Genomic DNA, 24,325 nt, shown 5'->3' with positions numbered 1-24,325 from the left:
CCTGTGCGCCGCAGCAGGCACACAGGGGGCGTTCTGGTATGCTCAATTCTTTTCGATGTAGACGCTGGTGGAGGGGAAGGCGAAGTCCACGCCGTCTGCCTGCATCACGTCCATGATGTTCAAGTTTAGATCATTCTGCTGCTGCAGGAAGGTGGCATAGACGTTGGTGGTCAGGTAGGCCGAGATGAGGATGTTGATGCTGGAATCGCCAAAGCTGGTCAGCCGGACGATGTTGGTGCCCTTGTTGGTGTAAGGGCTGTTGTCCAGCATGGCCTGCAGGTCAGCCATCAGCTTTTCCAGCTGGGCACGGGTAGTGCCGTAGGTGACACCCAGTGTGAACTTATAGGGCCGCATGGTGCGCAGGGCTGCGTTCTGGACAGTGGAGGCGCAGATCTGGCTGTTGGTGATAATGATTACGCTGTGGTCCATGGAGCGGATACGGGTGGAGCGGAAGTTGATATCGATGACCTCGCCCTCCACATTGCCCACGGTGATCCAGTCGCCGATGGAAAAGGGCTTGTCCAGCAGGATGACGATGCCGCTGAACAGGTTGCTGGCGCTTTCCTGCGCGGCCAGCGAGATGGTCAGGCCCACAAGACCGGCACCGGCTACGATGCTGCCGATGGGGAAGCCGACGATCTGCGCGCAGGTGGCAACACCCAGAATGATGACCAGCACTTTGTAGGTGGTGTCCAGCAGGGAGCGTAAGGTCTTGTTGCTCCGGATTTCCGGGCTGCAGGAGGCCAGCAGCAGGTCGGCTACCTCAGAAGCATTGTACAGGCCCTGGCAGAACAGGAGGGTCGTTGCAATCTTATAGGCCGTGAACAGAAACTTTGTCAGGCCCGGAATGGCCCACGGCAGGCTGGTCAGGGCCAGATACAGGCCGCTGTAAAAGGCCATCCGCGCCAAAGGGCTCTGTAAGCTGCGCAGGAGGATGGGCGTGGCGGCAAAGTGCCAGCTGCGGGCCTGCAGAGCGGGAAAGATCTTCCGGCGCAGCAGCCAGCCGACCAGAAGCCCCGCAAAAACGATGACTGCGGCGCAGACGGCCCGGGCAGCCAGCGCCCACCAGCCCTCCAGCAAAAAAGGCCCGATCTCGAACCCGAGGTCACGAACGGTAAAAATCATGGCAAAAAGCTCCTTGTATCAAAAATTGTAACATCCTGTCCCACAGTATACCATATCCGGCCCGTGCAGGGCAAATAAAAAAGGGGTTGACAAGGCGGAGCAGCCGCGTTATACTCTTGGCCAGAAAGTTCGTTTCAGGGCGGGGTGAGATTCCCCACTGGCGGTATAGCCCGCGACCACCCGCAAGGGTGCTGACCCGGTGAAACTCCGGGGCCAACGGTATAGTCCGGATGCAAGAAACGGCAGGCAATACGATTTGTCTACGCGCCCTGTTGCAGTGTTTGCTGCGGCAGAGCGCGTTTTTGATTGTCTTCCCGGTTCCGAAACCATGCGAAAGGGGCTTTCCAATCTATGATTTGGGGCAAAAACGCCCCGGGAGGATATTACCATGAAGAAAAACACGACCCGCAACCTGACCGTTGCCGCCATGCTCAGCGCGGTGGCCTTTATCCTGATGTTCATCGAGTTCCCGCTCCCGATGCTCATTCCGTCCTTCGTCAAGATGGACTTCTCCGACCTGCCCGCTCTGCTGGGTGCCTTTGCCCTTGGCCCGGTGTACGGTGTGATCATCAGCTTTATGAAGAACCTGCTCCATGTGGTCATCAAGGGCACCTCTACTGCACTGGTGGGTGAGTTGTGCAACTTCATGCTGGGTGCGGTGTTCTCCGCACTGGCCGGTTACCTCTACAAGCACCACAAGAGCCGCAAGAACGCCATCATCGGTGCCGTGGCCGGTGCTGTGGCCATGGCCCTGTTCAGTGTGCCGTCCAACTACTTCATCACCTACCCGGCCTACGTCAAGTTCTACCACATGCCGCTGGAAGCCATCCTGGGTATGTATCAGGCCATCCTGCCCTCTGCCAACAGCCTGATCAAGTGCCTGGTCATCTTCAATATGCCCTTCACTCTGGTCAAGGGCCTGCTGGATGCCCTGATCTGCATGTTGATCTATAAGCCGCTCTCTCCCATCCTGCATGGCCGGAAGTGAGTGACAGAACAAAAAGAAAGGACGCGAAAGCGTCCTTTCTTTTTTGCTATTTGAGAGATTACTTCGTTTGTGTCAACTCCTGATAGCGTTTCATCAGGAACGCTACACAATCGGCTTCAGAGGTGTCCTTGACTGATAAACCATAGGCTTGCATGACGGCCCTGTCGTTTGCGATATGGGCTTTTAACAGCGGTTCAGGCATGGCCAGAGGATTGTACAAATCTGCAAGACAATTGTTTGGATACATTGCTCGTGTGTTAAGAATGGCCTGTGCAGTTTGTTCTATTTTGGCTTTTTGTTCTAAGGTGGGAGTAGGCCAAGGAAAATTATTATAAACTGCGGGGGAATACCTGAAATCGCTTTTTATCCTACCACAAGTAACACGCATCCACGCATTATGAACATTAGATGTCAGAACTCCGAATTCATAGATTGTGACATTTGGAATAATACTGCAAGCGTCTCCGGCAATTACACTAGAGGGCATAAAACCAATCGGGATATACCGCCTATTCTGTGAAGAATGTCTTGGAAACACAAGATAGGTTGATAACGGTTGCCGAATTTGGCAGAAAAGGTAAGGATAATCGGCCATTTTCTGTATCCGATCTGCATTACTGCTTTTTCGCAAAGCACGGACTTTTTCAAGGCGTTCTGTGATTTCTTTTATATTTACATAATCAGAGACATTACCATCCTTAAACCATAAGCAATATCTGGAATAGCTATTTACATTATCATGTAAGAATTCTTTTGCACCTATAAAAGGCTTGATGTATTTTGCCAATACGGGATATTGTTTCTCAAGTTCTTCTTTCTCTGTTATGCTAAGTGTTAGAGCGCCATCATCTGTCGGAGGACTACCGGTGGTCATTTTGGGTAAACCATTTTGAGGTTTATTAATTCTGTTTGTAATCCAAATGTCAGGAGCATCTAATAGATAGGGGTTTATATGTTCTGCCTTTGTTTTTGTTTCTTCAGTATAAATGAATTTTGTATGAGAGCGGCTAAAGTTGGAGAAACCGATGATGACACAATGAACTGCCGCTTTTTCATTTGCCTCACTGTCCCATACAAAAGAACGATATGCGAAGTGAATTTCAGCACCAGAATCAATCATTTTCTTCCAAAATGTTGGAACGGATTCGCCCTGACAAATGGAATTCGTGGAGACAAATGCAATTTCGATATTCGTGCTGGATGTATTGATATAATCTAGCGCTTTTTTGTACCAGCAGATCACATAATCGAGTTTGGTTTCTATTTCACCCTGTCCCCAGATATCGTTCATATCGTGAGCTTGATCTTTTGTTCGGACAGATTGCCCAACAAACGGTGGGTTTCCCATGATATACGATAATTTGGAGGGGGAGATGATGGAAGCCCAATCCATCTGCAAGGCATTCCCGATATGGATATTTACATTGCTTTTTAATGGAAGGAAATCAAGATGCATTAAGACAACATCTTCAGTTTCCTTCATCATCTGGCTTTCTGCAATCCAAAGAGCGGTTTTTGCAACATCACCGGCAAAATCGTTGATTTCGATGCCGTAAAACTGGGAGATGGAGACTTTAATAGGATTCCAATTGGTATCACCAAAGATGACCTGTCCGTTTTGCAGTTCCCTTAAAATGTCATTTTCCAGACGGCGGAGCGAAATATAGGTTTCTGTCAAGAAGTTGCCAGAGCCACAGGCTGGGTCTAAAAAGGTCAGTCCGGCTAATTTGTTCTGAAACTCTTCCAGCTTCTTTTTCTTTTGCTTCTGTACACCAATTGTCAGAATCTCTGCGAATTCGTTTTTCAAATCATCCAAAAACAGCGGGTCGATTACCTTGTGGATATTCTCAATCGAGGTGTAGTGCATCCCGCCTTTCCGTCTGGTAACCGGATTCAACGTGCTTTCAAAAACAGCGCCGAAAATGGTAGGCGAAATATCCCGCCAATTAAAATGCCCGGCTTCCGCAAGAGCGTCTTTGATTTCCTGTGTGATTTTTGGAATGATAATATCCTCGTTGGCAAATAGGCCGCCGTTGACATAGGGGAATGCTTCCAGCTCTTCCGAAAGATATAGGTCGGGTCGGTCAGGATAGGGAGTATCCAAAACCTTAAACAGTGACAACAGAGCCGGACGCAGGTCTTTTGGCTCGTATTGAGCAATGTATTCGCTAAAGGAATCTTTTTGCTCAAACAGACCGGCATCCTCAGAGTAAAGGCAGAATACCAGCCGGACGCAAAGAACATTCAGGCTTTCGAGGGCTTTTTTGCTTTCTGGGTCATGGTACTGCTTCAAAAATGCATCATAGATTTTGCCAACGAGTTTGCCCGCTTCTTGTGACAAATCTACTTCTTTAGAGACTTGGACAACCTTTTTCTCCAGCAGAAAGTCCAGAAGCGAAGAATTGTGGTGAAGATCATCGATATGGATTTTTACAACATTATTTTCAGGAACGCGGGTATCCATATCGTAAATCCACAGTTCCTGAAAATTGGAAGTGATGATCCACTTTGCTTTCTCAGAAGTTGGCAGATTATCATTGTAGCGTTTGGCCTGTTCGTAAGGAGTGAGTTCGGTTCCACCGGACTGCGAGATCTTCTTGTCCAGAGGAATGCCTTCTGACTTCTGTTCAATAATGATTTTTGTTTCAGGGATATAGGCATCGATTTTTTTTGTGTTTCCGTTAACGATTACTTTTTTCTGAAACTCAATTCTGTCGGTTGCATCAGCACAACCCAGTAAGCGCTGCAAGATATCCAGCCAATAGGAGCGGTCGTCCTCGTCTTCTCTGCCTTTATTATGCCACTTTTGAATCAATTGCCGTGCAGCTTCACGCTTTTCTGCATTTGTCATAATGTAATCTCCCTGTTTTGTGTATTAAGACAGCGCGCCCTTTTCCAGCCACTTGCCCCGGGCAAGGCGGATGAGGAACAACAGGCCCCGGATGCTTAATTCGCAGCACATGGCACCCCAAACGCCCATCAGGCCCAGCCGGGGAGCCAGCAGGAACGCCAACGTCAGCCGGATGCACCACATGCTGAATATGTTCAGCACAAAGCAGGAGGTGCTGTCGCCCGCACCCTGCATGGCACCGCTGGCCACGATGGAGGCACCGAACATGGGCTCGGCCCAGGCTTCGATGCGCAAAACCTGAGCACCCAGAGCGATGACAGCCGCATCGGTGGTGAAAAGGCTCATCAGGGTGGGGGCAAAGATCCACAGACCAACGCCGGAAAGGGCCATGACCCCCATGCCAAGGCCGGTACACAGCCAGGCAAACCGCTTGGCCATATCCTTCCGGTTGGCACCCACGGCCTGGCCGATGAGGGTGACAGCTGCGCTCTGGATGCCGTAGCCTGCCATGTAGCACAAGCCCTCGGCGTTGACAGCCAGGCTGTTGGCGGCAATGGCCACGGTACCCAGGCCAGCCACGATGCGCACCACCACCACCTGCGCCAGAGAGATGGCGGCGCGTTCTCCCGCCAGAGGACCACCGACCCACAGCAGGTTCCGCAGGCAGGAGCGGGTGATCTTCCAGGGGGCAGGCTTCCGGATGCAGAGGGGGCCTTCCCGCAGCAGCAGGATGGCCAAAGCCAACAGGCCGCCCACCACGGTGGCCAGGGCGGTGCCCAGGGCTGCGCCGGGCACGCCCAGCCCGGCACCCCAGACGGTGATGCCCCACAGCGTCCGGGTGGGGTTGATGAGGAAGAAGTTGAAGATGGCATCCAGCACACAGACCAGCACGCTGATGAGGCTGGCGGTCAGGGCGTAGCCTTCTGCCCGGAGGATGGAGGTGTACATGCCCATGGCCATGGTGAAGGGCAGAGCCGTTGACCAGATGGCAAAGTAGGCTGTGGCGTTTGCCCGCAGGGAGGGGTCAGCTCCCAGCCACCCCGGCAGAAAGGGGCTGATGCCCAGGCCGAAAAGGGCGGCTCCCACGCCAAGGATCACATTGAAAAGCATGGCCTGCCGCAGCACGCTGCGGGCATCATCCTGCCGGTCGGCCCCCAGATACTGGGCGATCTGGATGGAGAGGGCAGTGTACAGGCCCACCAGAACACCGTGGAGCAGCCAGGTGCTGGAGCTGACGATGCCGATGGAAGCAGTAGCTTCTGCACCGATGTGGCCCACCATGGCAGCATCGATGTATCCCATGGCAGTGACCACCAGCTGCTCCAGAATGGAGGGGATGCTCAGCGCCAGAGCCACCTGGGCCGTCTGGCGGGAGGGGATGGTCTCACCCTGCCGCATCCGGGCCGAAAGCTGTTCAAGTGAAAGTTTCATGTCTTCTCCTTTTTCTCCGATTTTCCTGTGAGACAAAAAAATACCCTCGAAAGGGCGTTTGTCTTCCCATTATAGACAGGGGGGCGAAAAATGTCAACCCATCAGCCCATGGGGTAGCCATTGCCCCAGAGATTGATTTTTTGGCCCGGGCGTGATACACTTCATTTGTATCCAGCAGTGAAAGAACAGGAACGGCCTCTGCCGCTCCGGGAAAGAGGAAAAAAACTATGCTTCAACTGCTTTCTGGCAACCCGCGCACCGTGGATGCGCTGGGCTTTCTGCTTGCATTTGCGCTGACCGCGCTGATGGACTCGGTGTTCCACGATAAGCTCCCCCACGACCATGGCCGCGCGTTTGCCGTGAACGGCGAACTCTCCAAGGGCAAGGCCCGGGGCTCCGGCCTCATCTTCGTGCTCTGCATCGCACTGGTCACGCTGGCCGTGGTGCCTTTTAAGGCAGAGTATGTCATCTACACCGTCCTGCTCATTGCGTCCATGCTCTCCGGCTATTTTGACGATGCCGCCGAGACTGCCTGGAACGAGTACAAAAAGGGCCTGATCGATCTGGTCATCGCCGTTGTGGCGGGCGTGACCTACCTGAACTTCAACGGCACGGAGGTCAACTTCCTGAGCTGGAGCTTCAGCCTGCCCTATGCCGTCTACCTTATCCTCATCATCGTCCTGATCTGGGCCAGTATCAATGTGGTCAACTGCACCGATGGCGTGGACGGCCTTTCCGCCAGCCTTGCCGTGGTCAGCATCGGAACCTTCCTGCTGGCCTACTGGGAGGAACTGGGGGATTACGCCACCGCAGGCATCGTGTTCATTGGTGCCCTGCTGGCCTACCTGTGGCAGAACGCCAAGCCTTCCACCCTGCTGATGGGTGACGCGGGCAGCCGCGCCATGGGCTTCTTCCTGGCCGTCCTGGCCCTCAAGAGCAGCCATCCCTTCGCCTTCCTGCTGGCCGCGCTGGTGTTCATCGTGGACGGCAGCCTGGGCATCCTGAAGATCAGCTTCAAGCGGTTTTTGCACATCTCCATCCTCAAGAACACCCTGACCCCGCTGCACGACCATGTGCGCAAGCGTCTGGGCTGGAGCGATGAGCAGGTCGTGGCCCGCTGGCTCATCCTGCAGGCTGTGGCATCCGCCTGGCTGCTGCTGTTGGTGCGGTAAAACACAAAAAAGAAATGCAGCGCCCGCACAGGAAAGCTCCTGCGCGGGCGTTTTGCTGTTCTGGTCCGGGAGGAAAGTTCCAGCTTCCGGGCCAGCGTTTCCAGACAGGCTGGGTCACGAATTTCCTGCATGAGTTCACCTCATTTCTTTTGTTTCATTGTGCCATGTGTCACAAACAAATGCAAGCAAAACCTTTATAATAGGGACGAAATCTGTCAAGCTGTCCCAGTGCCACGTCACGGGCAGGGAGCTGCAGCAGATTTTGGGCGTGGGTGTTACTGCCGCGCTGAGCAACCTGATGCAGAGCCTGACTGTCATTGTGATGAACCAGTTCCTCTTGCCCTATGGCAACGATAAAATTGCCGCCATGGGCATTGCCAGCAAGGTGAGCATGATCGCCCAGCTGGTGCTGGTGGGCTTCTCGTTCGGCGGCATCCCACTGTTCGGTTACCTGTACGGCGCAAAAAAGCGGGACGTGATGCGCAAGCTCATCCGCTTCTGTCTGACCTTCCTCGTCTCCATTGCCGTGGTGCTGTCCCTCATCCTCTGCCTGAATTCCGGGGCGCTGATGCGGCTCTTCGTGCAGGATGCCGGGATGATCGCCACGGGTGCGCAGATGCTCCGCTGGCAGGTCTACACCGCAGCCTTTGGCGGCGTGGTGCTCCTGCTCACGGTGCTGTTCCAGGCAACTGGTAAAATCATACCGTCCTTCCTGCTCTCCATCAGCCGTCAGGGCGTGGTGTTTCTGTTGGCACTGGTGGTCTGCGTACATCTGTTCCAGTATCAGGGCGTGCTGATGGCTCAGGCTGTGGCCGACATCCTGAGCGCTGCGCTGGCCCTTGGCCTGCTGGCGGCCAGCCGCGATATCATTGCAAAACAGTAAACACAAAAACGCCCGGAGGGCCGCTGAAAGCTGCGGTTCTCCGGGCGTTTTTAGTATTCGATGCCTTTGCGCGCCTTGATGCCCTTCTGGTAGGGGTGGCGGCGGCATTTCATCTCGGTGGAGTAGTCGGCGGCATTCAGCATCCACTGCGGGGCCTTGTGGGCGGTCAGCACGCATTCCTGCGCGGCGGGACGCTCCAGAACGGCCCGCCGGAGCAGGTCTTTGTCCACCATGTCCAGCTCCCAGGCCGAACCGGCCTCATCTAAAATAAGCAGGTCGGCAGGCTCGGCCAGTGCGGCGGTCAGGTTTTCGTTCTGCACGGCCCGGGCGGCGGCCTTTTCCGCTTCGTTCATCTGGAACACGAACTTCTGCCCGCCCTTGCCCCGGAAAATTTTTGCCCCCAGCTGGGCCAGCAGAGGGATCTCGCCGCTCTGCCCGCCCTTGAGGAACTGCACGATGACAACCCGTTTGCCGCTGCCCAGTGCGCGGAGGGCAAGGCCCATGGCGGCGGTGGTCTTCCCCTTGCCGTCGCCCCAGTAGAGATGCAGCAGGCCCTGTTCCATCATCCGTTCTCCTTGGTGTACTGCACGGTCTCCACCAGGTGCAGGATGTGCTGCTCCGGCCAGTCCCGGGCATCCAGCACATAGCCGCCCGCGTTGGGGCCGCACCAGTCGGGAAAGCTGCGGCGGGGCACGCCAAACCGCTCCAGTGCGGCCATCTGGGTGCCGCCATGGGCCACGATGACCAACCGCTCCTGCCCTTCGGCAAGGGCCTTGTCAATGAGGTCAGCCAGCGTTTTGCACACCCTGTTGCAGAAATCGCTCCTGCGCTCCCCATCCGGGTGGGCGGCGTGCTCGTTTTCCTGCACCCATGCCAGATATTCCGGGTCCTGCTCCACCTGTATGAAGGTCTGGCCCTCGAATCGGCCGAAGTTCATCTCCTTCAGCCCGTCCACCGGAATGAGCTTTGCCCCGGGAAAGAACACCCGCGCCGTCTGGGCGGTGCGCTGCAGCGGGGTGACATAGACCACCTCCGGTGCAAAATCTGCCTGCCTCAGCTGGGCAATGCCTGCGGCGGAAAGGGGGATGTCCCGCTGGCCCTGATATCGTTTTTGCGCGTTGTACTCCGTCTGGCCGTGACGCAGCAGATAAATGAGCATAATCGTTCTCCTTTTTGGTTTGTTCTGCACCATTATAGCCTATTTTGCAGTTATTTTCCAGCCATGCTCTTGCAATTCTTCCGCATTTCAGATATATTGAGTGGGTATGAAATTTCAGGGGAGAGAAGTGTCAATGGAGATCCGGGACCGGAAAGCAGCGCAGCGCCGGGCGGGCATCATGGCCCGCAGGGATCTGCCGCAGGCAGAGAGAGCGGCGGCCAATGCAGCCATCTGTGCCCGCCTTCTGGCCATGCCCTGCTTCCAAAAGGCAGAGAATCTGCTGCTCTACGCCGCTTTTGGCGGGGAGGTGGATCTTGCTGTGCTGGCAGAGCAGGCGGCCCGGCTGAGCAAAACGGTGGCCTATCCGGTCTGTGGGGAAAACTTTACCCTGACCGCCGCCGTGCCGGGGCCGGACGGCTGGGAGATGGGGGCTTACGGCATCCGTACGCCGGTTCTGGAGCGGGCGGCGCTCATCCGGCCGGAGGCGCTTGATCTGGTGCTGGTGCCCTGCACTGCCTTTGATGCGGTCTGCCGCAGAGTGGGCATGGGCAAGGGCTACTATGACCGCTACCTGCCCAGGTGCCGGAACGCCGTGGCGCTGGGCGTGGCCTTTGAGGCCCAGCGGGTGCCGGAAGCGGCTGCAGATGAACAGGACCGGCAGCTGGATGGATTTGTAACAGAGAGGAAAGTATATCGTGGAACTGATGAATTTGAGCTGTGAAGGTTTTCTGGAGGAGCTGGCCAGCAAGGCGGCGGCTCCGGGCGGCGGCGGCGCTTCGGCGCTGGTGGGCGCGGCCGGTGTGGCGCTGGGCAGCATGGTGGGCAGCCTGACCGTGGGCAAAAAGAAATATGCTGCCGTAGAAGCGGACATCGCTGCCCTGAATGTCCGGGCCGAGGCCCTGCGCAAGCGGTTGGAAGCGCTGGTACAGGCCGACGCGGAGGCCTTTCTGCCCGTGGCGGCGGCCTACAAGCTGCCGAAGGAGACCCCGGAACAGCAGGCCCACAAGGCCGCGGTGCTGGAAAAGGCACTGGACAGGGCCTGCGCCGTGCCGCTGGAGGTGATGACTGCCTGCGGTGAGGGCATCGCACTGGCCGCAGAGTACGCCGAAAAGGGCAGCGTGCTGGCCCGTTCCGATGCCGGATGCGCGGCGCTGTTCTGCAAGGCAGCCATGCAGGCGGCGGGGCTGAACGTGAAGGTCAACACCCGCCTGATGGCAGACAAAGCCCATGCGGATGCGCTGGAGGCCAGAGCGGAACAGCTGCTGGCCGAGTTTGTGCCGCAGGCTGACAGGGTCTATCAGACTGTATCAAATGAGTGAGGGGAGAAGAAAATGGCTCAGATCCTGAAGGGCGCGCCCGTGGTGGCCGCCATGAACGAAGCAAACGCCGCGCGCTGTGCCGCGCTGAAGGAAAAGGGCATCGTGCCCACGCTGGCTGTGGTGCGGGTCGGCGCGCGGGAGGATGACATTTCTTATGAAAAGGGGATCGTCACCCGGTGCGGTAAGGTTGGCGTGGAGGTGCGGCAGTTCCATCTGGCGGAAGATGTTACGCAGGAGGAACTGCTGGATGTGATCCGGCAGATCAATGGGGATGCATCGGTTCACGGGTGCCTGATCTTCCGGCCCCTGCCAAAGCGGTTCGATGACCGCAGGGTCCAGGAGGCGCTTGCCCCGGAAAAGGACGTGGACGGCATCACGGACGGCTCGATGGCTGGTGTGTTCACCAATATGCCCATCGGTTATCCGCCCTGCACGGCGCAGGCCTGCCTTGAGATCCTGAAATACTACAACGTGCCGCTTTCCGGCAAACGGGCCGTGGTCGTGGGCCGCAGCCTGGTGGTGGGCAAGCCCGCCGCCATGATGCTGGACCGGGAAAACGCCACCGTGACCCTCTGCAATTCCCGCACCCGGGACCTGCCCGCCCTCTGCCGGGAGGCCGATGTGCTGGTGGTCGCCATGGGAAGGCGGGGAGCCATCGGGGCCGATTGCCTGCGGGAAGGTCAGGTCGTGGTGGATGTGGGCATCCACGTCAACGAAGAGGGCAAACTCTGCGGCGATGTCCGCTTTGATGAGGCAGAACCCATCGTGGAGGCTGTCACCCCGGTGCCCGGCGGTGTGGGCACGGTGACCACCTCTGTGTTGGTGGGCCATGTGGTGGATGCCGCATCCGCACAGTAAAACAGAAAACAACAGGCGGTACCGGAAGTTTCCGGCACCGCCTGTTGTTCTTATCATACGGTTGCAAGCACGGCAAGGATGCTCTGCCAGCGGGGGTTCTGTACCTGCTGTGCGGTACGGCGGGGCGCGGAAGGCGAAACCGAGCGGGCAGGGCGCTGGACGCAGTCAGCCGGCTGCGCAAAGGGGGAGGCGAGTTCGGCCTGCCAACGGGCGGCCAGTGCCATGGCTTCAGGGCTGGATTGCAGGGTGCGGCGCTCCGTTCCGGCCAGAAAATCGCCCAGCCAGCAGAGGATTGCCGCAATGGGCAGGCAGTCGGCGGCACGGGTGGACCAGTAGTTCCACTCGCCGCCCCGGCCCACAAAGCTCTCCACGGTGATCATGGCACCTTCCCGGGCAGATTGAGGCAGGCAGGAGCGGGAGGTGCCTGCCGTACGGCGCAGCTCCCGCAGAATGATCTCAGTACGGCCCGCGTCCAGGGTGTCATCCCGGACGCAGGCGGAAAAGTCCGCGCTGTCCAGCAGGTTTTCGGCCCGGGTGGGGAATTGCCCTGTCATCTCGCCGGATGCGTTGTGGCAGAGCTGCCAGCCCTTGCGGAACAGCTGGAAGTTCAGGTTGCGGCGGCCCATGGTGGAGTAAAACACCCGGGCGCGGCCATTGGGAGACTGCCGCAGCTCCAGATAGGCATCAGCGCCGCCCAGGTCCTGTACCTTGACGGTCAGGAGCAGGGAAGAATTGTTTTTTTGTGCGGACATGGCACGGTGCATCTCTTCAAAATAGCGGCTGGCATCCATAGCGGGTCTCCTCTCTGGTTTTGGATGATGTGTCGGAAACCATCCATCGGTTGTTCTCTGCCTGCATTATAGCATATACGACAACAAAATACAACTAAAAGTTTGACAAAAACCGAAATATTTTGGAAATTCGGGGATATGGACAAACGGATTGGTTGTAAATGGAAAAGGCTTCTCCCGTCGGAGAAGCCTTTTGTGGTGGCAGGATTCAATCGCCCAGCTCCCGGATCTCATTCTGGATGAGCCGCCCAGCGGCGCGTGCCAGCTGATCCATGCCCCGGATGCGGGCGAGATTTTTGCCGTAGATGCGTTCTGCATCGTGGCTGGAGCTGTCCTCGCCCATGAACACGGCAGAGACGCGCAGACCCCTGCGCTGCAGGTCGCGTACCTCAGCGGCGGCATCGTCCACGCCGTAGGAGCCGCCGTAATCACAACCCAGCGGTTGTTCCGGGCTGGGCGGCACGCGGCGGCTGTCGTTGGGGGAAGCATCCGTCAGCAGGATGAGCAGATGCCGGGGCGCGGGACCGGGGTCAAAGCTGACCAGATCACCTGCCGCCCGCAGGGCAAGGCCGTCACGGTTCCAGCCCGATGCAAAATACTGGTCGATCCCCTGCAGGCTTTTGTCCGCAAAGCCCTTGAGCACCCGCAGAACCGTATAGCCCCGCAGGCTGCAGAAGCTGCTGACCCGCACCGGGATGCCGCAGGCGGCAAGGCTTTGGGCCAAAATCGTGCCCTGCGCCGCAATGACCTCCTGACAGTGGAGCCGGGAAGCCGAAGCGTCCAGCAGCAGGTCCACGGTGAAGGAGGGCTGATTCTCCTCTTCGGCACAGCGGAACACCCGGCTGTCGTTCAGAAGGGGAGCGCGCCAGACCCGCTCCGGGTCCAGAGCGCCGCTGCGGGCGATCCGGGCATTGGGCTGCTGGTGGACCAGAATGCAGTTGCGAATCTGCTCGGTGAGCCGGAGCACTACGCTGCGGTGAAGCGCCCGGTTTTTGGCGTAGTAGGCGCGGTTGCGGTCGGCCTGCAGCTGAGCCTGCTCGGCCAGGTGCTTTGCCTCCGGTGTGGGGGCCTGTTCCGGGCTGGGCACGCCGGAGGCAAACCAGAGGCGGCACCCGAGGTGCGCCCCGGTGCAGAGCGCCTGCTCGGCCTTGCGCAGACGCTCGGGCGGATAGAGGGAACGGCCAAAGCAGCTTTCAATGTAGGCGCGGTCCTCGGCGGCATTCTGCCGCAGGGTGATGTGGGCCAGCCGCTTGTCTGCCGTGGGGCCGGAGCTGCCCGCTTCCACAGAACCGGAGTGCTCCACGGTCAGACGGTCGGTCTTGATCATCTGGGTGGGCAGCGTTTTGGTGGCGAGAGAGGCCAGCAGCCCCTCCAGATGCAGATGAAGCCCCACTTTGTGCCGGATCTTGCCGTCAAACAGGGCAAACCTTGCAAACAGGCCCAGCAGCTCACCCTTGAGCTGGCCGGGCTGGGGCGGTTGGGAGGGAGAAAGTGCCTCTGCCAGCCGGCTCTCGTAGGGGGTCATCACAGGGTGATGCCTGCCCTGTACGGTGCGCCAGCGGTCAGCCTGCATGGTGTAGACCAGCTGATTTTTTGCCATCCACTCCTGCCGCGAAAGCTTGTACTGGATGCCGAAGAAATAGTCCGCGTGGGCCCGGCGCAGCTCGGAAAGGACCGGGCGGCGGGGCAGCTCCAGCAGATAGACCGCGCTTTCGAGGTAGAGCCATGTCAGATCGTCCAGCTGGCTCTCCCGGAGATCGCCGTCCCATGTGGCAAAAAGGTCGCGGAGCAGGTCGTCGCCATAGTATTTGTGCACCAGCCCCACGACACAGTTCATATAAAAATCGATCGTGCCGTCGGTGTTGCGGGCCAGGAAAAGCGGCTCAAAGCCGTAGGCTCCCGCCGCCGCCCACACCTGATTGGCGGCCCGCCGCTCCTCGGCGGTATAACTCCGGGCATCCATCAGCGAAACAGCTTTTCAGCCGTCAGGCTGGCCGGGATGCGGGCGGCGATCACGTCCCGGATCAGCCCCTGCTCGTAGGAATCAAAGGCCTTGTTGGTGATGCCCATGTCCAGCGCAGGCCCCGCAGCCACGCCCCGGCGCATCAGGCGCAGAGCGTCCAGCATTCCGCGCAGATCCAGCGCTTTGGTGGAAATTTCGGCGCTGTCGCATTTCTTTTGCAGGTCGAGGAAGAGCAGAGCAAACTGGTGCACATATTTGTCCGTCAGGTCGGCAAACTGGGTCCGCAGCAGCTTTTCAAGGTTTTCCTCCGTGATGGTGGGCATCTGGATGACTGCAAAGCGGGAAGTCAGGGCCTCGTTCAGCTCTCGGGTGCCCGCGTAGCCATAGTTCATGGTGGCGATGAAGCGGGTCTCTTCGGCCAGCGGGATGCGCTCGTAGCCGGGCACATCAATGGCGCGGCGGAAGTCCAGCACGGCGTGGAGGACGGCCAGGGCCTCGTTTTTGGCCATGTTGATCTCGTCCAGCACGCCGAAGCCGCCGCACTGGGCACAGCGGTAGACCGGCCCGGGCCGGAAGGTGACCGCCCCATCCACAAAGGTGTCCATGCCGATGAGGGAGGCTGCATCCATGTTCACATGGAACGAGATGTCCCATGCGGGGCGGCCAAAAGCAGCGGCCAGATTCTCGGCCAGCACATTTTTGCCGGTGGCCTTGCCGCCGGCCAGCAGCAGGTTTTCGCCGCAGAGCAGGGCCGCCAGTGCCTGCTCCCAGACCTCCCGGCCATAATAGGTGAAGCCGGAAGCCGGGATGCGGGGGCGCAGGGCCTCGGGCAGAGCGTGGGCGGCGCGGTATTCTTCTACAGCACGCAGCAGGTCGGGGCTGATGCCCTCCTGCCGTAATGTTTCCATCAGATCAGACATCCAAGACATCTCCTTGCGGTTGGCTTTGCCAAACCGATTTTTCAGCCTTATCATAGCACAACCGCTCCGGTTTGTGTAGGGGGCGCGGGGGCATTTTTTGCCAAATTTTTGCCCGGGAAATGCCGCAGGGTGGAACGGATCTGTGTGCTGCCGTGCAGACGAAGGAGCTTTTCGTGCCCAAGGATCGTGCGGTAGCGGATATTTTGTGGAAAGCTGTCGAAATGGCAGGTGTTCTGTGTTGTGGGTATCCACTTTTGGCTCAGAATGGTAAAAATTCCGAAAATTCGATTGACAAATCTGAATATTTATCGTATAACCTATATATGGGAACAATTCCGGAGGGAATGCGGAACTCGTGCCCCTGCCCGTTCCTGTCGGAGGAACCACGGTCTGGTTCTGGTGCCGGTGCACTTGGTTTGGTGCAGACGGTAAGTATAGATTGATTTGAAAGAGAGGAATCCCCGTTATGATGAACAATGAGATCAAAATGCCCGCTAGCTTTGCTGCGATCGATGAGAACGAAATGGTGTACCTGCAGGGTGGCGCAACCACCGAGGCTACCGCTTGGGACGTGTTCCTGAACGTTGGCAAGCTGTTCAACTACATCGCCCGCGTGTTCTCCGCAGGCAGCTCCATCGTCAACAACATCAATGTTATCGTGACCACCTTCCAGACCCTGAGCACCTTCAGCCTGACCGCTAAAAACTAAGGTTTGGGCCAAAACCGAATCAGCATTTACAGGGCATCCGCTCCGGCAGGCGCGGGTGCTCTTTTTTGCTGCACAGGGCGGGAAGGCATTCGCCCCCAAATGCAGGAAAGCAGCCGTTTTTCTGCAAAGCGGGCGGATTGTCCATTGACAAGGCTCAAGAGGGTGTCGTATACTAACGATGCCTTGCAAGAAACCCCGCATCCGCGGAATAAAAGAGGAGAGAGAATATGAAAAATAACAACAGCAGCATCAAGACCGTTGTCGCTGTCGGTATCGGCGCGGCATTGTTCTTTGTTCTGGGGCGTTTTGTGGCCATTCCCAGCCCGGTGCCCAACACCAACATCAGCCTGCAGTACGCCGTTCTGGCCCTGCTGGCTGCCATGTACGGCCCCGTGGCCGGCGGCCTGATCGGCTTCATCGGCCACACCCTCATCGACCTGTCCTGGGGCGGCAGCCCCTGGTGGAGCTGGGTCATCGCCTCCGCCTTTGTGGGCGTTGTGGTGGGCCTGTTCTCCAAGAAGCTGAACCTGCAGGAAGGCGAGTTCAGCAAGAAGCAGGTGGCTTTGTTTGCGCTGGCCAATATCGTGGCCCATCTGCTGGCCTGGATCTTGGTGGCCCCCGTGCTGGATATTGCCATCTACGCCGAGCCCGTCAAGAAGGTGTTTGCACAGGGTGCATTTGCCGCAGTGTCCAACAGCATCACCGCTGTGGTGGTGGGCGGCCTGCTGGTGCTGGCTTACACCAGAACCATCGCCAAGAAGGGCTCTCTGGATCAGGAGTGATCCCCGCATGAAACCCGGCCTTTCCATCTGCGCCGTCCGGCCCGTTGGAAAGGCTTTTTTGATGAACAGCTGAGGTACCATACCCATGGCAGAACGTAAACCCATCATCTCATTCCGCAACTTTTCCTTCCAGTACCGCGCCCAGAAGCGCCCCACCCTGACCGATATCGATCTGGAGATCTACCCGGGTGAACGGGTGCTCATTGCGGGCCCCTCCGGCAGCGGCAAGAGCACGCTGGCGGGGTGCATCAACGGGCTGAACCCGTTTTCCAACCCCGGCGCGTGCACCGGCACCCTGACCGTAGACGGTGTGGATGCGCCTCACAGCAGCCTCTTTGAGCTTTCGGCCCATGTGGGCACGGTGCTGCAGGACCCGGACGGCCAGTTCATCGGGCTGACCGTGGGCGAGGACATTGCCTTTGCACTGGAAAACAGCTGCACCCCACAGGATGAGATGCACGCCATCACCCGCCATGCCGCCGAGCTGGTGGGCATCGAGAACCATCTCGGCTATGCGCCGCACGAGCTTTCGGGCGGGCAGAAGCAGCGGGTGAGCCTGGCGGGCGTGATGGTGGATCAGGTCAAGATCCTGCTCTTCGATGAGCCGCTGGCCAACCTCGACCCCGCTACCGGCAAGCAGGCCATTGAGCTGATCGACGAGATCCAGAAAAAGACGGACACCACAGTGCTCATCATCGAGCACCGGCTGGAAGATGTGCTCTGGCGGAACGTGGACCGCATCGTGCTGGTGAACGGCGGCACCATTCTGGCAGACCTGCGCCCGGACGAGCTGCTCTCGGGCAGTCTGCTGGCGGAAAACGGCATCCGGGAGCCGCTGTATGTCACGGCTCTGCGCTATGCCGGGGTGGATATCACTCCGGACAAGCACCCCGCCCATGTGGACAGTCTTGTGCTGGACGATACCGACACCCAAAAGCTCCGGGACTGGTTCACGGCCCGGCCCCGGCCCGCCGCGCAGCCGGAACGGGAGCCGCTGCTGGAGGTAAAGGGCCTGAGCTTTGGTTATCAGAAGGGCCAGCAGACCCTGCGGGATGTCAGCTTCTCGATCGGCAAGGGGGAGATGGTGAGCATCGTGGGCCGGAACGGCGCGGGCAAATCCACCCTCTCCAAGCTCATCTGCGGCTTCGAGACCCCGGATGCGGGCGAGATCTTCCTGAACGGCAAGCCGCTGGCTGAGGAGAACATCCGCCGCCGCGCCCAGCACATCGGCTATGTGATGCAGAACCCCAACCAGATGATCTCCAAGACCATGATCTACGAGGAGGTGGCTCTGGGTCTGCAGCGCTCCGGCCTGACCGAGGAACAGATCCGGGAAAAGGTGGAAGCGACCCTCAGGGTCTGCGGCCTGTATCCTTTCCGGAACTGGCCCATCTCGGCACTGAGCTTCGGCCAGAAAAAGCGGGTGACCATTGCCAGCGTGCTGGTGCTCGACCCGGAGCTCATCCTTCTGGATGAGCCCACCGCCGGGCAGGATTTCCGGCACTATACCGATATCATGGAGTTCCTGCGGGGCCTGAACGCCCGGGGTGTGACGGTGGTGATGATCACCCATGACATGCACCTGATGCTGGAATACACCCGCCGCGCACTGGTGTTCTGCGACGGACGGCTCATTGCCGACCGCACCGCGGCCGCCGTTCTGTGTGACCCTGCGCTGGTGGAACAGGCGGCCCTGAAGGAGACCAGCCTGTACACGCTGGCCAACCGCTGCGGCATTGCGCCCGCACAGGAATTTGTAGAGAGATTTATTGAGCAGGACCGGGAGGTGAGAGAGGGTGGCCGCTAAGACTGTTTTGAATTATCTCCCCCGGGAGAGCGTCGTCCACAAGATGACCGGAACCACCAAGCTGGCGTTCTTCCTGCTGTTTACCTTTGCCAGCATGATCACCTACAACACCTGGGTGCTGCTGGGCCTGTTGGTGGTCAGCCTGCTGGCCTTCAGGCTGAGCCGGATCAGGTTCCGGGAAGTCCGGTTTATGATGACCTTCATGCTGGTGTTCCTGCTGCTGAACAACCTGTTCATCTTCCTGTTCGATCCCAATCAGGGGACCACCCTGTACGGCACCCGCACGGTGCTCTGCCACCTGTTCTGGCGGTATGACCTGACAGCGGAACAGCTGTTCTACATGGTCAACATCAGCCTGAAATATTTTGTGGCCCTGCCGGTGGCCATCCTCTTCATCTCTGCCACCGACCCCAGCGAGTTTGCTGCCAGCCTGAACAGCATCGGCATCTCGTATAAGGTCGGCTATTCGGTGGCCATTGCCCTGCGCTACATCCCCGATATCCAGCGCGACTACCACAGCATCAGCCAGGCCCAGCAGGCCCGCGGCGTGGAGCTGGGCAAAAAGGAGCCCTTCTTCAAGCGGATGAAGAACTCTGTCAATATCCTGCTGCCGCTCATCCTGACCAGTCTGAACCGCATCGACACCATCTCCAACGCGATGGAGCTGCGCGGCTTCGGCAAGAACAGCAAGCGCACCTGGTATACCCAGCGCCCCTTTGCCCGGCGGGACTTCATTGCCCTGGGCGTGGGCGCGGTTCTGCTGCTCATCAGCCTGACCGTGACCATCCGCTTTGGAAGGTTCTATAACCCATTCCTCTGAACAAAAAGGCATCCCCGCACTTCCTGTTTCGGCAGGCCGTGCGGGGATGTTTTGCTTTTACAGACCGTTGGTTCAATGATGCCGCAAGAAAGAGGGGACTGTGTTACGCCGCGTCCACGAACTCCTCCGGGTCTTCCACGGCATCGGTGATGGTCTCCTCCGCGTCATTGGAGGAGTCGGCAGGCTGCTCCGGGTGGAGCAGGGCGTTGAGCAGGTCACGGAAGTCGATCAGGCTGTCGTCCACCTGCTGATTCCGGGCCAGCAGGTCCTGCACCATGTCGGGCTTGTCGGTGATGAGGTCGTCCACACCCAGCTCCAGCATGTGGGTGGCGACCTTTTCACGGTCGATGGTCCAGGCAGAGACGGTCTTGCCCCGCAGATGGACGGCGTTGACCATGCCGGAGGTGATAAAGGTGGTCTCCACGCTGAAAAAGTCGGCATCGGGCAGGTCGTAGTAGTTGCCTACGCCCAGAGCCAGAATGTGGCCGGTGGGGTACTCAGGGGCCAGCGCTTTGACCTTGTGCAGGGTCTCGTAGCTCTGGGAGGTGATGACGCAGTTGGAGCTGTCGAAGCCGTATTCCCGCAGCAGGCGTACGGTCTCAGCCTCCAGAGCAGGGGTGGCGGCGCTGGGCTTGATCTCCACGTTCAGGCCGATGCGGCCCCGGCAGAGCTGCAGCACCTGTTCCAGGGTGGGGATCCGGGTGTCGGCAAAGCGGCTGCTGAACCAGCGGCCCGCGTCCAGCTGTGCCACCTCGGCGTAGGTCAGATCATAGACTTTTGCGTTTTTGCCGGTACAGCGTTTCAGGTTTGAATCGTGGGTCACCACGACCACGCCGTCGCTGGTCATCTGCACATCCAGCTCGATGCGGTCGCCGCCCTTGAGGATGGCCGACCGGAAGGCGGGAAGGGTGTTTTCCGGGGCCACGGTGCAGTCGCCCCGGTGGAAGGTGACCAGCGGGGTCACGCCGCCCACGGCGGTGAGCAGGGCATCGTCCTGGGGCAGGGCGTAGAGGTAGACTGCCATCAGCCCGGTGGCCAGCGTGACCCCGGCCACCGCAGCGGTGAGCAGCGGCCAGCCGCCAAAGCGGTGCGGTTTGCCCTCCGGCAGCTCTTCCGGCGGGCAGTCACGGCAGCAATCGTAGAAGAATGCGATGATGGTGCACTGGGCCGTGGTGACCTTGCAGTCCAGCAAAAAGCCGAAGAAGGGGATCTCCAACAGATACAGCGCACGGGCGAGCAGCAGCATGGCGCGGGTGCTCCGCAGGCCGATCAGCGCCGCCACGCTGTAAACCAGCAGGGAAGCTCCGAAAAAGACCAGAACAGACCGGACCAGCGCACTGAGGTTCCACCGCAGCAGCACACCGGTCAGCCGGGGCAGCTGTGCCCTGACATGGGCAGCGCTCTCCTGAACGGCTTCCCACAGGCTTTTGCGTTCCAGCGTAAAGAGGGGGAGCACCAGGACCCAGAACAGGGTAAACAGGAACGCCGCACCCAGAATGAGAAGAAAAAGCACCAGATAGAGCGGCTTTGCCCGGACAAGCCCAAGGATGTACTCCGGCACGGCCAGCTGAGAGATATAGTTGTAGGTCACGAATACATCTGTAAAGGGGATGAGCAGGGCGCAGTAAAGCAGGATGGGCCAGTTTTTGGGGAGCAGGACATGGCGGATATCCCCCAGCGACCGGACGAACAGGGAAACAGGACGCAGTGTTTCACCCCGGCGGGCCAGCGCAAACCCGTGCAGGAGGATGGAAAAGCCGTACAGGTTCCAGAACGCCGCCAGAAGGACGATGAGCACGATCCCGCCTAAAATGGTCGGTGAAGTAAAGATCTGATGTGCGTTGTTGTTGGTCAGGTAGTTCACCGGCGAACAGCGCAGTGTCAGCGACCAGATGCCATTCATGGCGGGCAGAAACAAAAGATAGGTCAGGGCTTTGTACACCAGCACGGCTGTCAGAACGGCAGCGGAGGCCCGGTGCAGCAGGGTCAGGGCATGGTTCCGGGTGTCCTTGTAGGCCCGGTGTGCCCGCGTGAGGGAGCGGAAGAGATGCTTCAATTTGGATTCCACCTCGGTACTGGGATATGGTTCTGTCATTTTACAGTAGTATATCACAAAGCCGGGAAAAATGGAAACGACACGGATCGACAGTTTGTTCCAGAGGGCACAGGCGCTTTTCAGCGGAGCAAAAGCGTGTTACAATAGGAGCAGAGTAAAACAGACAGGGGAGGAACACCCAATGCAGATCATGGATCAATTCGGTGCAGCACCGGGGGCAGAGAGTGTCCGGATGCCCGATGGCACCGAGCGGACACTGGCGGCAGAGCACGCCGCGGCCATTCTGGTCAACGAACAGCCAGCCTTCCGGGTGGTCTGCACGCCGGAGCTGCTGCCGCAGCTGGCGCTGGGCCGCCTGCTGACCGAGGGTTGGATCACCTCCGCTGACGAGGTGGAGCGGGTGGCCGTCTGCGCGCAGGGGCTCAAGATAAGCGTTCAGCTGCGCCACCCGCTGGCGGCAGCGGAACAGGCCGGGCAGGAGGTGCCCAGCTGCTGCACCGATAACCTGACGCTGGCCAGCCCGGTGCAGCTGCCGCCGCTGGCCCCGGTGCCCCAGCGGGAGATTCCCGCCGCATGGGTGGATGCGCTGGCCGATGCCATGGGGCAGGGCCTGCCGCTCTACCGTGCCACCCATGCCGTGCACAGCTGTCTGCTGCTGCGTGAGGGCAAGATCTTGTACCGGTGCGAGGATCTGGGCCGCCACAACGCGCTGGACAAGGCCGTGGGCTGCGCCCTGACAGAGGGTGTGCCGCTGGCGGAGTGTGTGCTTTTTACCAGCGGCCGGGTGCCGGTGGATATGGTGCGCAAGGCCATCCGGGCCGGTGTGCCCGCACTGGTGAGCAAGAGTATGCCCACGGTACAGTCGCTGGAGCTGGCAGAGGAATATGGATTGAAACTGTTCATCCGGCAAAAGAAATGATTTCACCAAGAGGCAAGAGCTTTTGAGAGAAATTGTAGGGCTTTGTTTGTGCGTATACGTTGACTAACCGGTGGAAAAGATGTTATTCTTATAACGAAGAAACCGTTCCGCACTGTTGCAGCAGGTGGAACGGCTGTTTTCGTGCCCGGGAGTTCCGGGCACAGCTGAATCAAACAGGCAGGTGATACAATTGAAGCAGGCAAATCATGCGCCGCAGTCCTTGTGGCGCAGGCGACTGCCCGGCTATGCGGCCATGGGTGCGGCAACGCTTGCCATGGCGCTTGGCCTTGGCGGGCTGATGCACAGCCGCACCACGGTGGCCGGAACGGCCCTGCCGCTGGCAGATACCGACGCTGCCACCTATGGTGTGAGCGCGGTGTACCAGCTGGATGACACCACGTATTATGTGGTGGGCAGCAAGCAGGGCTTCCAGAGCGAGGTGCAGGCCGGTGTGACGCTGGACCGCGACGGCAATGTGCTGGATGTGAAGATCCTGGCGCAGGCCGAGACCGACAGCCTGGGTGCTCAGTGTGAGAACCCGGAGTTCACGGCCCAGTACCAGGGCGCAGCTCCCTTCACGCTGGCAGGCAAGCGCTACACTGTGACCGACCCGGCCACCGGCACGGCCTTTGCCGCCGCAGGCAGCGCCGAGACCGATGCTGCTCCCGCTGAGGACTTCGACCCCGCCGCATGGCGTGCGGGTGATACCTCCCCGGAGGCCGAGGCTACCCGGAAGATGTATGAAGCCGGGCTGACCCTCTCGGCCCTGAACGGCCAGCCGATGGACGACGCGCTCATCCCCCCGATGGACAACAGTGCTGAGGCTGTGGCACGGCGCAAGCTGTACGCGGCGTGCCTGAGCAAGAGCGCGCAGGACGGCGAGGAACAGGCAGTGCCTTATGCAGACTGGTCCGCTGAAAAGCAGGCCGAGTACAAGCTGCAGGCCGCTGATCTGACCACCCAGGGCAGTGCGGCCGACACGGTCAGCGCTGACATGACCCAGGTGGATGCGCTTTCCGGTGCAACCATTACGTCCACGGCGGTCACGGACATCGTCAACAATTCTTATTTCTATGTAACCGAGGTGCTCTGCGCAGAGTGACCTCACGGAGGAATGGAAACCTATGGCAAAAACTGATTTTCTGACGGCTGACATGACCCGCCGTCAATTTATGAAGATCTCGGGCAAGAGCCTTGCAGGACTCACCCTTTCCGCATCTATGCTGTCCCTCTTCGGCTGCTCTCAGAAGCAGGTGGACGCCGGTGCTGTGGCGACCTGGGCACTGCCCCAGGGTCTGCTGGTGGTCAATGCTGACCTGTGCACCGGCTGCCAGCGGTGCGAGATCAACTGCACCCTGACCAACGACGGCGTGTGCTCTTCCTACATCAGCCGCGTCAAGATCCAGCGCCGCCTGAATCTGGACGGCGACGGCAACGGTCTGCTGTCCGGCACCGACAACTGCTTTGTCTACTTCCCGGATACCTGCCGCCAGTGTGAGGATCCCGCCTGCGGCAACGCATGCCCCCAGAAGGCCATTATCACCAATGAGCAGGGCATCCGCGTGGTCGATACCGACAAGTGCATCGGCTGCGGTGCCTGCGTGGAGGCCTGCCCCTGGCACATGCCCACCGTCAACCCCGAGACCGGCAAGTCCTCCAAGTGCATCGCCTGCGGTGCCTGCGTGGCGGGCTGCCCGTCCGGCGCTCTGTCCATTGTGGACTGGGATGCCGTTACCAGCGCAGCACAGGCTGCTTACAAGGACCTGTAAGGA

At 59.0% G+C, this 24,325-nt stretch carries 22 protein-coding genes and 1 riboswitch; of the genes, 13 read left to right on the top strand and 9 right to left on the bottom strand.

Going from position 1 to position 24,325, the window contains the following annotated elements; translation table 11 throughout:
• Positions 1–42: 42 nt before the first annotated feature.
• Complete coding sequence (locus MTP40_RS08575) at positions 43–1,125, bottom strand: mechanosensitive ion channel family protein (RefSeq protein WP_207684107.1); 1,083 nt, start codon at positions 1,123–1,125, stop codon at positions 43–45.
• A 126-nt stretch (positions 1,126–1,251) separates the two neighbouring features.
• Positions 1,252–1,371: riboswitch (FMN riboswitch) on the top strand.
• Between the two features lie 142 nt (positions 1,372–1,513).
• Here MTP40_RS08575 and MTP40_RS08570 point away from each other — a divergent pair.
• Complete coding sequence (locus MTP40_RS08570; protein ID WP_097770557.1) at positions 1,514–2,113, top strand: ECF transporter S component; 600 nt, start codon at positions 1,514–1,516, stop codon at positions 2,111–2,113.
• Between the two features lie 58 nt (positions 2,114–2,171).
• Here the strand turns inward: MTP40_RS08570 and MTP40_RS08565 are convergent, their stop codons facing one another.
• Both MTP40_RS08565 and MTP40_RS08560 read right to left on the bottom strand, forming a co-directional pair.
• Positions 2,172–4,964 carry a class I SAM-dependent DNA methyltransferase gene (locus MTP40_RS08565; RefSeq protein ID WP_207684106.1) on the bottom strand — a complete coding sequence of 931 codons (2,793 nt, stop codon included), beginning with the start codon at positions 4,962–4,964 and terminating at the stop codon, positions 2,172–2,174.
• A gap of 24 nt (positions 4,965–4,988) precedes the next feature.
• Entirely contained in the window at positions 4,989–6,395 is a 1,407-nt protein-coding gene (locus MTP40_RS08560) for an MATE family efflux transporter (protein WP_207684105.1), read from the bottom strand.
• A gap of 227 nt (positions 6,396–6,622) precedes the next feature.
• Between MTP40_RS08560 and MTP40_RS08555 the strand changes: the two genes are divergently transcribed.
• Both MTP40_RS08555 and MTP40_RS08550 read left to right on the top strand, forming a co-directional pair.
• A complete protein-coding gene (locus MTP40_RS08555) occupies positions 6,623–7,567 on the top strand; it encodes a phospho-N-acetylmuramoyl-pentapeptide-transferase (RefSeq protein WP_005931988.1) in 945 nt (314 codons plus the stop codon).
• Positions 7,568–7,835: 268 nt separating this feature from the next.
• Positions 7,836–8,450, top strand: coding sequence for an MATE family efflux transporter (locus MTP40_RS08550; RefSeq protein WP_249259194.1), 615 nt, complete (start codon positions 7,836–7,838; stop codon positions 8,448–8,450).
• A 50-nt stretch (positions 8,451–8,500) separates the two neighbouring features.
• Here the strand turns inward: MTP40_RS08550 and MTP40_RS08545 are convergent, their stop codons facing one another.
• Both MTP40_RS08545 and MTP40_RS08540 read right to left on the bottom strand, forming a co-directional pair.
• Positions 8,501–9,016, bottom strand: coding sequence for a cob(I)yrinic acid a,c-diamide adenosyltransferase (locus MTP40_RS08545; protein ID WP_249259193.1), 516 nt, complete (start codon positions 9,014–9,016; stop codon positions 8,501–8,503).
• The gene (locus tag MTP40_RS08540) at positions 9,013–9,609 is read right to left on the bottom strand and encodes a histidine phosphatase family protein (protein WP_117533217.1); all 597 of its coding nucleotides are present in this window, start codon (positions 9,607–9,609) and stop codon (positions 9,013–9,015) included. Before MTP40_RS08540 ends, MTP40_RS08545 begins: the two co-directional genes overlap by 4 nt.
• Before the next feature lie 133 nt (positions 9,610–9,742).
• Between MTP40_RS08540 and MTP40_RS08535 the strand changes: the two genes are divergently transcribed.
• Genes MTP40_RS08535 through MTP40_RS08525 form a run of 3 tightly spaced genes read left to right on the top strand, consistent with a single transcriptional unit; the run spans position 9,743 to position 11,786 of the window.
• Complete coding sequence (locus tag MTP40_RS08535) at positions 9,743–10,330, top strand: 5-formyltetrahydrofolate cyclo-ligase (protein WP_207684100.1); 588 nt, start codon at positions 9,743–9,745, stop codon at positions 10,328–10,330.
• Entirely contained in the window at positions 10,314–10,928 is a 615-nt protein-coding gene (locus tag MTP40_RS08530) for a cyclodeaminase/cyclohydrolase family protein (protein ID WP_117504935.1), read from the top strand. Before MTP40_RS08535 ends, MTP40_RS08530 begins: the two co-directional genes overlap by 17 nt.
• A 12-nt stretch (positions 10,929–10,940) precedes the next feature.
• Positions 10,941–11,786, top strand: coding sequence for a bifunctional 5,10-methylenetetrahydrofolate dehydrogenase/5,10-methenyltetrahydrofolate cyclohydrolase (locus MTP40_RS08525; protein WP_117504874.1), 846 nt, complete (start codon positions 10,941–10,943; stop codon positions 11,784–11,786).
• A 53-nt stretch (positions 11,787–11,839) separates the two neighbouring features.
• On the opposite strand, the gene MTP40_RS08520 is transcribed toward MTP40_RS08525, so the two are convergent.
• The 3 genes from MTP40_RS08520 to MTP40_RS08510 all read right to left on the bottom strand — a co-directional run bounded on the left by MTP40_RS08520 (position 11,840) and on the right by MTP40_RS08510 (position 15,460).
• The gene (locus MTP40_RS08520) at positions 11,840–12,577 is read right to left on the bottom strand and encodes a hypothetical protein (protein WP_249259192.1); all 738 of its coding nucleotides are present in this window, start codon (positions 12,575–12,577) and stop codon (positions 11,840–11,842) included.
• Positions 12,578–12,785: 208 nt separating this feature from the next.
• A complete protein-coding gene (locus MTP40_RS08515) occupies positions 12,786–14,540 on the bottom strand; it encodes a hypothetical protein (RefSeq protein ID WP_249259191.1) in 1,755 nt (584 codons plus the stop codon).
• Positions 14,540–15,460 carry an AAA family ATPase gene (locus tag MTP40_RS08510; protein ID WP_249259190.1) on the bottom strand — a complete coding sequence of 307 codons (921 nt, stop codon included), beginning with the start codon at positions 15,458–15,460 and terminating at the stop codon, positions 14,540–14,542. Before MTP40_RS08510 ends, MTP40_RS08515 begins: the two co-directional genes overlap by 1 nt.
• A 466-nt stretch (positions 15,461–15,926) precedes the next feature.
• Here MTP40_RS08510 and MTP40_RS08505 point away from each other — a divergent pair, with 466 nt between their 5' ends.
• The 4 genes from MTP40_RS08505 (at position 15,927) to MTP40_RS08490 (ending at position 19,578) form a co-directional block, all read left to right on the top strand.
• On the top strand, positions 15,927–16,169 hold the full coding sequence (locus MTP40_RS08505; RefSeq protein WP_098925097.1) for a hypothetical protein: 243 nt from the start codon (positions 15,927–15,929) through the stop codon (positions 16,167–16,169).
• A 227-nt stretch (positions 16,170–16,396) separates the two neighbouring features.
• Complete coding sequence (locus tag MTP40_RS08500; protein ID WP_117476940.1) at positions 16,397–16,951, top strand: ECF-type riboflavin transporter substrate-binding protein; 555 nt, start codon at positions 16,397–16,399, stop codon at positions 16,949–16,951.
• An 85-nt stretch (positions 16,952–17,036) separates the two neighbouring features.
• Positions 17,037–18,758: an ABC transporter ATP-binding protein gene (locus MTP40_RS08495; RefSeq protein WP_249259189.1), complete on the top strand. Its 1,722-nt coding sequence runs from the start codon at positions 17,037–17,039 to the stop codon at positions 18,756–18,758.
• The gene (locus MTP40_RS08490) at positions 18,748–19,578 is read left to right on the top strand and encodes an energy-coupling factor transporter transmembrane component T family protein (protein WP_117533210.1); all 831 of its coding nucleotides are present in this window, start codon (positions 18,748–18,750) and stop codon (positions 19,576–19,578) included. The genes MTP40_RS08495 and MTP40_RS08490 overlap by 11 nt, the downstream gene beginning before the upstream one ends.
• 103 nt (positions 19,579–19,681) lie before the next feature.
• Here the strand turns inward: MTP40_RS08490 and MTP40_RS08485 are convergent, their stop codons facing one another.
• On the bottom strand, positions 19,682–21,634 hold the full coding sequence (locus tag MTP40_RS08485) for a glycerophosphodiester phosphodiesterase family protein (RefSeq protein ID WP_249259188.1): 1,953 nt from the start codon (positions 21,632–21,634) through the stop codon (positions 19,682–19,684).
• 181 nt (positions 21,635–21,815) lie between these two features.
• On the opposite strand from MTP40_RS08485, the gene MTP40_RS08480 reads away from it, so the two are divergent.
• The 3 genes from MTP40_RS08480 (at position 21,816) to MTP40_RS08470 (ending at position 24,322) form a co-directional block, all read left to right on the top strand.
• The gene (locus MTP40_RS08480; RefSeq protein WP_249259187.1) at positions 21,816–22,553 is read left to right on the top strand and encodes a formate dehydrogenase accessory sulfurtransferase FdhD; all 738 of its coding nucleotides are present in this window, start codon (positions 21,816–21,818) and stop codon (positions 22,551–22,553) included.
• Positions 22,554–22,743: 190 nt separating this feature from the next.
• On the top strand, positions 22,744–23,655 hold the full coding sequence (locus tag MTP40_RS08475; protein WP_249259186.1) for an FMN-binding protein: 912 nt from the start codon (positions 22,744–22,746) through the stop codon (positions 23,653–23,655).
• Positions 23,656–23,677: 22 nt separating this feature from the next.
• A complete protein-coding gene (locus MTP40_RS08470; RefSeq protein ID WP_097770542.1) occupies positions 23,678–24,322 on the top strand; it encodes a ferredoxin-like protein in 645 nt (214 codons plus the stop codon).
• Positions 24,323–24,325: the final 3 nt, after the last annotated feature.

The sequence above is a fragment of the Faecalibacterium sp. IP-3-29 genome (assembly GCF_023347335.1).
GTDB classification, from domain to species: Bacteria; Bacillota; Clostridia; order Oscillospirales; family Ruminococcaceae; genus Faecalibacterium; species Faecalibacterium duncaniae.
This window is presented reverse-complemented; position numbering and strand designations above follow the sequence as displayed.